At 39.3% G+C, this 10,621-nt stretch carries 7 protein-coding genes; 4 read left to right on the forward strand and 3 right to left on the reverse strand.

The features are described 5' to 3' along the window. The coding region (locus QZ738_RS05500; protein ID WP_293785478.1) for a hypothetical protein at nucleotides 1-186 on the forward strand (186 nt) is incomplete at its 5' end. Between the two features lie 59 nt (nucleotides 187-245). Here the strand turns inward: QZ738_RS05500 and pth are convergent. The 3 genes from pth to QZ738_RS05515 form a co-directional block, all read right to left on the reverse strand. Continuing rightward, nucleotides 246-806 carry an aminoacyl-tRNA hydrolase gene (pth, locus tag QZ738_RS05505; RefSeq protein WP_090986512.1) on the reverse strand — a complete coding sequence of 187 codons (561 nt, stop codon included), beginning with the start codon at nucleotides 804-806 and terminating at the stop codon, nucleotides 246-248. 182 nt (nucleotides 807-988) lie between these two features. Beyond that, entirely contained in the window at nucleotides 989-1,573 is a 585-nt protein-coding gene (locus QZ738_RS05510; RefSeq protein WP_090986510.1) for a 50S ribosomal protein L25/general stress protein Ctc, read from the reverse strand. 84 nt (nucleotides 1,574-1,657) lie between these two features. Next, nucleotides 1,658-2,599, reverse strand: a complete 942-nt coding sequence (locus QZ738_RS05515; RefSeq protein ID WP_293785480.1) for a ribose-phosphate pyrophosphokinase — start codon at nucleotides 2,597-2,599, stop codon at nucleotides 1,658-1,660. A gap of 369 nt (nucleotides 2,600-2,968) precedes the next feature. Between QZ738_RS05515 and QZ738_RS05520 the strand changes: the two genes are divergently transcribed. The 3 genes from QZ738_RS05520 (at nucleotide 2,969) to QZ738_RS05530 (ending at nucleotide 10,088) form a co-directional block, all read left to right on the forward strand. Beyond that, on the forward strand, nucleotides 2,969-5,995 hold the full coding sequence (locus QZ738_RS05520) for a DUF2723 domain-containing protein (RefSeq protein WP_293785482.1): 3,027 nt from the start codon (nucleotides 2,969-2,971) through the stop codon (nucleotides 5,993-5,995). A 214-nt stretch (nucleotides 5,996-6,209) separates the two neighbouring features. Then, complete coding sequence (locus tag QZ738_RS05525; RefSeq protein WP_293785484.1) at nucleotides 6,210-9,251, forward strand: DUF2723 domain-containing protein; 3,042 nt, start codon at nucleotides 6,210-6,212, stop codon at nucleotides 9,249-9,251. Nucleotides 9,252-9,533: 282 nt separating this feature from the next. Further along, nucleotides 9,534-10,088: a transposase gene (locus QZ738_RS05530; protein ID WP_293785486.1), complete on the forward strand. Its 555-nt coding sequence runs from the start codon at nucleotides 9,534-9,536 to the stop codon at nucleotides 10,086-10,088. Nucleotides 10,089-10,621: the final 533 nt, after the last annotated feature.

Raw genomic sequence — 10,621 nt, forward strand, 5'->3', positions numbered from 1 at the left:
AAGTCCGGCCTAACAAATTTTTCGGATTCTACTGCCCAAGCCCTATTACTTGCTTTAAAAGAAAAATTTTCAGCCGGCATTTTTTGTTACTTTTTGATGCCAAAAAGTAAGAGCCCTTCGGCGGCGGTGAGCCGAGGCAAGACTGTGCTGTATGGCATAAGAAATCAGTTACGTCATTTATATTGATTTTTATACCATAAATTATTCCTCAGGATGGCAATATGAACAGTTAACCCATTAACTATCTATTTATTAAAAGCTGTCATGGTATGGGCAGGCCCAATGGTAACGAAGCTTTTAATCAACTCTACACTTTTATCAATTAATGCAGGAAGTTCTAACTGTTCATTTTTATCAAACAAACCCAAAACGAAATCTATTTGCCTGCCTTTCGGATAATCGTTTCCGATGCCGAAGCGTAGACGTGCATAATTTTGTCCACCGCAAACTTCTTCTATGCTTTTTAGCCCATTATGACCGGCGCTAGAACCCTGCAGTTTCAACCGGAGTTTTCCAAGCGGCAACGCGAGATCATCAACAACGACCAGCACATTTTCAGGCGCTATTTTTAATTCCTTCATCCAGTAGTTTACCGCTTTTCCGCTCAGGTTCATAAAGGTGGTCGGTTTAATTACATGCAGTTTTTTACCTTTAAAACCAACCTCAGCATAATAGGCCAAACGGATATTGTCGAAACTACCACCTAAGCCTTTTACCAATTCATCGGCAATGTCAAAGCCAATATTATGTCGGGTATGCGCATATTCCGGTCCGATATTACCTAAGCCAACGATAAGATATTTCATGGAAGCAAAGATAAATAAAAAGGCTGAAGGCGGGAAGGCTGAAGGTTTAAGGTAAAAGTAAAAAGACCAAAGACCAAAGCTTAAAGTAGCGACTACGCATTAAAAACAAAAAAGCGGTACAAAATTGCTTTTGCACCGCTTTTAAAATCTGTGTAATCACATTAATCTGTGAGATCAGCTTACTATTTTTTACCTTTAGCAGCTTCAGTTTCTGCTTGTTTTAATGCTCTAGACATTGCAACAGATACGATAGTATCTTCAGGAGTGTTAGTGATTACATATTTGTCACCTTGAAGGTCACGAACACGGAATAAACTACCTACTTCTAATTTCTCTAAGCTTACTTCTACGTTTTGCGGCATGTTAGCTGGTAAAGCTTTAACACGTAGTTTACGTAATTTCTGGATTAACTTACCCCCCATTTTAACACCTGGAGAAGTTCCTGTTAATTTAACCGGGATCTCCATAACGATTTCTTTATCGTCAAATAACTGAAGAAAATCGATGTGCAATAATACATCGGTAAGTGGGTGGAACTGAGTATCTTTTACGATAGCTTTGGTTTTGGCACCGTTAACATCAATCTCCACAAAGTTTACTTCCGGGGTATAAATAACATCTCTTAAATCAGCAATAACCACAGCTAAGTGTTGTTGCTCTTTTCCACCATACAATACCGCCGGAACTTTACCTTCGTAACGAAGTTCCTTGGCATCGCGTTTCCCTACGTTCTCTCTTGGAGAACCGCTAATTGCGATTGTTTTCATTTTATTTATATTTAATTATTAGTAGTAAGTATCGAGTATCAAGTAAAAGCCTTACGCCTTCAACCTTTCACCTTCCACCTTAATTTAAACCCTAAACAAGTCACTGATCGATCCATGTTCATTTACATTGGCAATTGCCCTGGCAAATAAACTGGCTGTACTCAGTACCCTGATTTTTGAACTTTCCTTTTTTAACGGGATCGTATCGGTAACAATCAATTCAGTTAATACCGAGTTCTCTACCGTTTCTACTGCTTTGCCCGATAATACAGCATGTGTACAAACCGCCCTGACACTTGCTGCACCGTTTTCCATAATCAAAGCAGCAGCTTTTGATAAGGTTCCGGCAGTATCGCAAATATCATCAATTAATACCACATCTTGTCCGGCCACATCTCCAATAATCGACATCGATTCGATCTCATTGGCACGTTTACGGCGTTTATCGCAGATAATGACTTCAGCATTGAAAAACTTGGCAAAAGTACGTGCCCTATACGAACCGCCCATATCCGGCGATGCAATGGTTAAGTTTTTTAAACCTAAACTTTTGATATAAGGCACAAAGATTACCGATCCATCCAGGTGATCAACCGGAATATCAAAGAAACCCTGTATCTGTGCAGCATGTAAATCCATCGTCATGATACGGTGAATACCTGCTGATTTTAGTAAATTGGCCACCAATTTGGCACCGATTGCTACACGTGGTTTATCTTTTCTATCCTGACGGGCTAAACCATAATAAGGAACAACTGCCGTAATGTAATGTGCTGATGCCCTTTTAGCAGCATCAACCATCAGCAAAAGTTCCATTAAATTATCGCTGGGCTGATAAGTAGACTGGATTAGAAAAACATCACTACCACGGATTGACTCATCAAAGGAAGGCTGAAATTCTCCATCACTGAATTTGTGAATGGTTACGCTACCAAGTGGCTTGCCGTAATGTTCGGCAATTTTAAGTGATAATCCTTTAGAACCTGTTCCGGAAAAAAGCTTTACCGGGTTAAACTGCAATGGCATGGGTTCGTGTAGTTACGGTTAAAAAAAATCGGATCATGCCTATTTAAAACATGATCCGTTATTAAATTTTAGTTGTCCGACCTGGATTCGAACCAAGACAAACGGTACCAAAAACCGTTGTACTACCCTTATACTATCGGACAAGCTTTATCAAGGATATTCTCCTCGAAAGGGAATGCAAATGTAGGAACCTTATTTTAATTATGCAAGAGTGATTTTAAAATATTTTTAATTTCTTTCCTGCTGTTCCTGTTTGCGATGCAAAGATAAAAAAATCATCATATAGCATGCAACATTTTCTTTTTTTATACGACTTTTTTTACCGCGAACCACTTAAATCATTTATTATCAAAAGACTAAAATTAAACTATGAATTACTCAAGGATCAACACCATTGGAGGCTGGCTCTGTTTTATTATTGCCGCACTCACGTACATTTTAACTTTAGATCAATCTGTAAGTTTCTGGGACTGTGGGGAATTCATCTCTTCTGCGTTTCGGATGGAAGTAGTTCACCAACCAGGTGCTCCAATAGTCTCGATGATCCAAAGATTATTTTCTACGCTTGCTTTTGGCGATAAAACTAAAGTAGCCTATTTCATTAATATATCTTCTGCACTTGCAAGTGCAGGGACTATCCTATTTCTATTCTGGACCATTACCGCACTGGCTAAAAAAACTATAATCAAAAAAGACGAAGAAATCACCAATCAAAAAATCATCGGGATCATGGGTGCAGGTTTTGTTGGTGCTTTGGCTTATGCTTTTTCTGACAGTTTCTGGTTTTCGGCTGTGGAGGCCGAAGTTTATGCCATGTCGTCGCTTTGCAGCGCGATTGTATTCTGGGGTATTTTAAAATGGGAATCGCAGGCCGATGAACCAAAATCAGACCGTTGGTTACTTTTTGTGGCCTATATGATGGGGATATCAATCGGCGTCCACATCTTAAACCTATTAACCATCCCTGCCTTAATATTTGTTTATTATTTCAAAAAGAATCCGTCGCCAAAATGGCAGGGCGTCTTAAAAGTATTTTTTATCTCCATTGCTGTTCTGGCGGCGGTACAATTTGGAATTATCCAGTATGTAATATCTTTTGCCGCCAGCTTTGATTATTTTTTTGTAAATACCCTGGGCTTAGGCTTTGGAACAGGCATATTATTTTTTGCGATAATCCTAATCGGAGGCCTGGTTTATGGCATCCGCTATTCTATCCTTAAAAACAAAAGGTTTTTAAACCTGGTGATGTTATTTACCGTCTTGCTGCTTTTCGGCTATAGTTCTTTTGCGTTGCTCATCATCAGGGCACAAGCAAAGCCAAACCTGAATAACTATAACGTAGATAATGTATTTTCTTTTTCGAGGTATGTAAGTCGCGACCAATACGGTGACAGGCCGCTACTTTATGGTGAAAACTACAACTCAGAAAAAATCGGTGTTAAAGAAACGGGCAAGATTATCCGTAAAGGCGAGAAAAAATACGAACCTGCAGGAACCAAATCAGCCTATATTTTTGCCGATAAAACTTTACTGCCCCGCATGTACAGTGATAAACCTGAACATATTAATTTTTACAAAAGCTACATGGGTTTTGATGACGAACATAAACCTACCTTTTTGGATAATTTGAAATATATGTTTTCTTTCCAGACCGGACAAATGTACATGCGCTATTTCATGTGGAATTTTGCAGGCAGACAGGATAATGAAGATGGACAACTTGGCGGGAAAGACGGTAATTGGCTTAGCGGCATAAAACCTTTGGATGCCATTAGGCTGGGCGATCAAAAAAACCTTCCACCATCCATCGTAGAGAACAAAGCATACAATAGATTTTTCTTTCTACCCCTAATAATCGGCTTAATTGGCGCCTTTTGGCATTTTAAGCGCAACCAGAAAGATGCAGGTATTATTGGTTTACTTTTTGTATTTACCGGGGCGGCCATAGTGGTGTACCTCAACTCTGTTCCTGTTGAACCCCGCGAAAGGGACTATGCTTATGTAGGCTCGTTTTATGCTTTTGCCATCTGGATCGGTTTAGGGGTGCTGGGATTAAAGGATTGGTTTTCACAAAAATTGACACCGTTGCGCGCAAGTATCGCTGCTATAGTTATCACCTTATTTGGTGCCCCGATCATTATGGCCAACCAGGGCTGGGACGACCACGATCGTTCTGATAGTCACATGGCAAGAGACGTGTCTGTCAATTACCTCAAATCCTGCGCACCCAATGCCATCTTGTTTACTTACGGCGATAATGATACCTATCCGGTTTGGTATGCACAGGAAGTAGAAAATATCCGTCCGGACGTGCGGGTGGTGAATTTAAGTTTATTTACTGCCGACTGGTATATTGATGGGATGCGAAAAAAGCAAAATGAATCTGCTCCTTTACCCATCACCATGAAACATGCGCAATATGTGGAAGGTACCAGGGACATCATGTATTACCAGGATTATAAGATTGCACAACACATCGAATTACAAGAAATTTTGGATGTGTTGCTGTCCGATCATGACGAAGATAAGGTGACCATGACCGATGGCTCTAAATACAACGTGCTACCTACGAAAAACCTTAAACTGGCAGTGAGTCCACAAGAGGTACTGGATACCGGAACCGTTCCGAAAGAAGATGCCGGAAAAATAGCAAGCAGTATGGAATGGACTTATAACTCGAATTTTGTAACCAAAGGTACGTTAGCTTTTTTTGATATTCTGGCACACAATAACTGGAAACGGCCCATTTATTTTAGTGGCGCAATGCCAAACGAGCAATACCTAGGGCTTAACAAATATCTTTATTCTGAAGGTTTAAACAAACGACTGCTACCGTTAAAACCTGATACGACTATCACCCAGGATTTTGATCGGATAAACCTAAAACCGATGTATAACAACCTGATGAATGTGTATGAATACGGTAATATTAAATATGCAAACCATTTAGACAGGCAATCTGCAGATGAGGTAAACATGTTCTCGAATATGTTTAACGGTCTATTAACCGGCCTGATTAATGAAGGTAAAATTACCGAAAGCAAAAAAGTTGCTGATAAATATTTCGAGGTAATTCCGGCTAAATTTTATGGTATGCGCCAGGTAATGAGCACCTATTATTTTACCGAAAATCTTTATCGGTTAAATGATTTAAACCGTGCAAATGCCATGATCAGAAAAACCGCCGATTATATAGGTAAGGAACTCACCCACCTGGCCGATGTTTCGGAAAGCAAAAACCAGCTATCATCAGAACAGGATGTACGTTTATACCTGGGTTATTTGGGCCAGATGGTAAAGATAACGGATGCATTTAAACAGGTAAGCCTGAGTAAAAGCCTCGAAAAGCAATATAACGATCTGATTACAAGGTTTACCCCTTTCGCGGCCGGATAGGCAAAAAACACCCTAAATTTAACCAATAGGCGGATTTTAACGTTCTGCCTATGGGTTTTTGCTTTCAAACAACTTAAAATCCTTTATGAGAAAGGTATTAAGCCGTTAAAAATTGTTAAATCGATGCAAAAATTTAACCGTTTTATCGACGAGAATAGTTAATTTCGGCAGCATTTTTATGTGAAAACAATTTTTAATATCATTAAACAAACCAATGAATTATTCAAAAGTTAATAATATAGTAGGCTGGATCTGCTTTTTAATTGCTACACTAACTTACATTTTAACCTTAGAGCCTTCAGCTAGTTTCTGGGACTGCGGTGAATTTATCGCATCTGCATTCAGAATGCAGGTTGTTCACCAGCCTGGTGCGCCTTTATTCTTAATGATCCAACGTTTCTTCTCCATTTTTGCAGCTGGGGATCTAACCAAAATCGCCTATTGGATGAACGTGGGTTCGGCCGTTTCCAGCGGAGCAACCATCTTATTCTTATTTTGGACAATCACTGCATTGGCTAAAAAAACAATATTAATAGCCGGTGAGGAATTAACTACAGGCAAATTAATCAGTATTATGGGCGCAGGCGCTGTTGGTGCTTTGGCTTATACTTTCTCTGATAGCTTTTGGTTTTCTGCGGTAGAATCTGAGGTATATGCGCAATCATCATTGTTTACTGCTATTGTATTCTGGGCTATATTGAAGTGGGAGGCACACGCTGATGAACCGAGGGCCGACCGTTGGTTACTGTTTATTGCCTACATCATGGGTTTATCAATTGGTATCCACTTACTAAACCTCTTAACCATACCAGCACTTGCCTTTGTTTATTATTTTAAAAGAACCGATAAAGCAACCACTACTGGAATTTTCAAAACACTTCTGGTGGGTATCTTGATCTTGGCGATAATCCAATATGGAATTATCCAGTACCTGGTTTCGTTCGGTGCTTATTTCGATCTGTTTTTTGTAAATACATTAGGCCTTGGTTTTGGAACCGGTGTTTTATTCTTCGCTATTTTATTAATCGGTGCCCTGGTTTGGGGAATCCGTTATTCCATCAAACATCAGAAGAAACTGTTAAACTTAGGTTTAATTTCTACTGTTTTGATTATTTTCGGTTATGCCTCTTTCTCCATGATCATCATCAGGGCAAAGGCAGATCCAAACTTAAATAACAGCGCACCTAAGGATGCTTTCTCTTTCTTAAGTTACTTAAACCGTGAGCAATATGGTGATAGACCACTGGCCTACGGACCAAATTACAACTCCGAAAGAACAGGTGTAACAGAAGGTAAAACCATCTGGAGAAAAGGTAAGGACAAATATGAAGTAGCGGGCAAAAAAACCGATTACGAATACAACAACAATACTTTACTGCCACGCATGTATAGCGACGATGCCAGACATGCTGATTTTTACAAGGAATGGATGCATTTAGATGATAGTAAGCATCCGAATGTAGTTGACAATGTTGGCTTTTTGGCCAGCTACCAGATCGGCTATATGTATATGCGTTATTTCTTCTGGAATTTCGTTGGTCGCCAGAATGATGAGCAAGGCCAGGGCAGCGGATTTGAAGGTGAATGGATTAGTGGTATTAAACCATTTGATAGCTGGTTACGTGGTGATCAAAGTCATTTACCACCATCAACTGTTGATAATAAAGCTTACAACCGGTTCTTCTTTTTACCATTGATTATGGGGATTATTGGCGCACTTTGGCACTTCAAACGCAACCAAAAAGATGCTGGCGTAGTGGCTTTGTTGTTCTTTTTTACCGGTATTGCCATTGTATTATATCTAAATCAGAAGCCGTTAGAACCTCGTGAAAGGGATTATGCTTATGTAGGCTCTTTCTATGCCTTTGCGATATGGATTGGATTGGGCGCGCTGGGAATTAAAGAATGGCTGTTTAAAAAACTAACCCCAACTGCCGGAGCTATTGGCGCCACAGTAATTGGTTTACTGGCCGCACCGGTTATCATGGCCGAGCAGGGATGGGATGACCACGACCGTTCTACCAAACTGGTGCCGCATGATATTGCTTATGATTACTTGCAATCCTGTGCACCAAATGCCATCTTATTTACTTATGGCGATAATGATACCTACCCGCTTTGGTATATCCAGGAGGTAGAAAATGTTCGCCCTGATGTACGTATTGTAAATTTAAGTTTATTCGATACCGATTGGTACATCAATGGTTTAAGACAAAAACAAAACGAATCTGCTCCATTGCCAATTACCATGAAACCCGAGCAATATGTACAGGGTGAAAGGGATGTAATGCCATACGATGATTATAAAATTGCAGGTAGTGTTGAGCTTAAAAATGTAGTTGATTTATTGTTATCAAACGACGAGAGCGATAAAGTACCGATGCAAGATGGAACAAAATCTAATTTCCTGCCTACTAAAAACCTCAAAATTACAGTAGATCCTCAGCAGGTAATTAGTACCGGAACAGTGCCTGCAGCTGATGCTTCAAAAATTACCACTACCATGGATTGGAAATTTAATAAAGGTTATGTCACTAAAGGAACTTTGGCCATGTTCGATATCCTGGCTCATAACAATTGGAAACGCCCTATTTATTTTGCATCTACTGTCCCTTCCGAGCAGTACAACGGTTTAGATAAGTATTTATATAGTGAAGGTTTAGCCTTGCGTTTACTACCGCTTAAAGCTGATACCACTGCATCTGAAGAGAGACCGGAGCAACTGAATACACCTGTTTTGTATAACAATGTAATGAATAAGTTTAAGTGGGGTAATATGAAAACCGCTAAATACTTAGATCCGCAATCGTCAGATGATACATTCATTTTCACCAATATCTTCAGCAGTTTAACCAACAGCCTGATTAAGGAGGGTAAAATAGATGAGGCCAAAAAAGTGGTGGATAAATATTATGCAGTAATGCCTGATAAATTCTTCGGCATCCGTACAGTTGTTGTAAAATTCTATATGGCTGAAAACCTATATAAACTAGGTGAAACGTCAAGAGCAAATGATATTTTAAATAAATCAGGCGATTACATCAATAAGGAATTGAATTACCTGGCTGATATTTCACAATCAAAGGGTTTAACCGGATCGCAAAACATCCAAACCGGCTTATACTATCTGGACCGGATGATTAAAACGAGCAAAGCCGCTGGTCAGGATAAATTGAGCGATAAACTGCAGAAGATTTTCAACAATCTTGAAGGTCGTTTATCTATGTTCTTCCCACAACAGGGTCCGCAACAATAAACGAATCTGAAAATAGCTTAACAAGCAGCTGCATTTATTTGTAGCTGCTTTTTTTATCTGCGGTAGCGCTCGTTACAAACTGACGTGAGCGATCAGGAAATGTTTGCGCTCGTTTCTAACGAGTGCAGCGATAGCCTTACGATTTTATCGTAAAAGATTGCTCAAAATGTGATATGTTTTAAAGTCGTAGATACGACGAGTTATTTACACGCCCGTTAACAACGAGCATGAGCAAGCATAAACGGTCTTGTGATTTTTCTGAATAAATAAATATCTTTATGTATGTCAGACCAATATCAAGTCCGTGATGCGGGTGGAATTTACTTTCTAACCTTTACTATAGTGGATTGGGTGGATATATTCACGCGTTTATCCTACAAAGAGATTATAATCAACTCACTAAAATACTGTCAAGCAAAAAAGGGATTAACACTTTACGCTTATTGCTTAATGACGAATCATATACACCTTATTGCGTCAGCCAGCGGTAGTATAAAGCTTTTTGAAATTGTAAGAGATTTTAAAAAGTTTACAAATAGGGCAATCATCGAAGAGATTTATTCAGGAAATGAAAGCAGAAAAAAGTGGCTACTGAATAAATTTGAATTCGCGGGAAGATATCTGACAAGAATTGAGCATTATAAGGTTTGGCAAGACGGTTACCATGCGGTTGAACTGATAAGTCCCGAATTTACATACCAAAAGCTAAATTATATTCATCAAAATCCAGTTAGGGCGGGAATAGTATCTGAACCGGAACATTATACGTATAGCTCAGCATCTAATTATTGTGATTTGAGCGGTCCGATTGACGTGGAATTATTGGATTTTGATTAATACAAACTAGTTTTTACCTGTGCCCGTTTCAAACAAGTGCAATGATAGCTTTACGATTTTATCGTAAAAATCACTTTAATAATAAACTATATCTAAAGTCGTAGATACGACGGGCTATTTACACGCTCGTTAAAAACGAGCCTGAGCGACCAGGAAATGTTTGCGCGCGTTTCTAACGAGTGCAGCGATAGCCTTACGATTTTATCGTAAAAATCACTTTAATAATAAACTACATCTAAAGTCGTGAATACGACGAGCTATTTACACGCTCGTTAGAAACGAGCGTGAGCGGTCAGGAAATGTTTGCGCTCGTTTCTAACGAGTGCAGCAATAGCCTTGCGATTTTATCGTAAAGGATTGCTCAAAATGCGATATGTTTTAAAGTCGTAGATACGACGAGTTATTCAGGGGCTGACTAAAAAGGTACAATGCTAATCTAGTCAGCTTTTTTTTCTATGGCTATAGAATACCTCACCGAACTTATTTTGTTGGCTAACTTTTGATCGACCTTACATGAAATTGGGATTAAAAGG

This window comes from uncultured Pedobacter sp. (assembly GCF_913776295.1).
Classification (GTDB): domain Bacteria; phylum Bacteroidota; class Bacteroidia; order Sphingobacteriales; family Sphingobacteriaceae; genus Pedobacter.

Bases quoted from the DNA above. Each gene is read 5' to 3' on its own strand.
- pth (WP_090986512.1), bottom strand. From the start codon at position 806: ATGAAATATCTTATCGTTGGCTTAGGTAATATCGGACCGGAATATGCG.
- QZ738_RS05510 (WP_090986510.1), bottom strand. From the start codon at position 1,573: ATGAAAACAATCGCAATTAGCGGTTCTCCAAGAGAGAACGTAGGGAAA.
- QZ738_RS05515 (WP_293785480.1), bottom strand. From the start codon at position 2,599: ATGCCATTGCAGTTTAACCCGGTAAAGCTTTTTTCCGGAACAGGTTCT.
- QZ738_RS05520 (WP_293785482.1), top strand. From the start codon at position 2,969: ATGAATTACTCAAGGATCAACACCATTGGAGGCTGGCTCTGTTTTATT.
- QZ738_RS05525 (WP_293785484.1), top strand. From the start codon at position 6,210: ATGAATTATTCAAAAGTTAATAATATAGTAGGCTGGATCTGCTTTTTA.
- QZ738_RS05530 (WP_293785486.1), top strand. From the start codon at position 9,534: ATGTCAGACCAATATCAAGTCCGTGATGCGGGTGGAATTTACTTTCTA.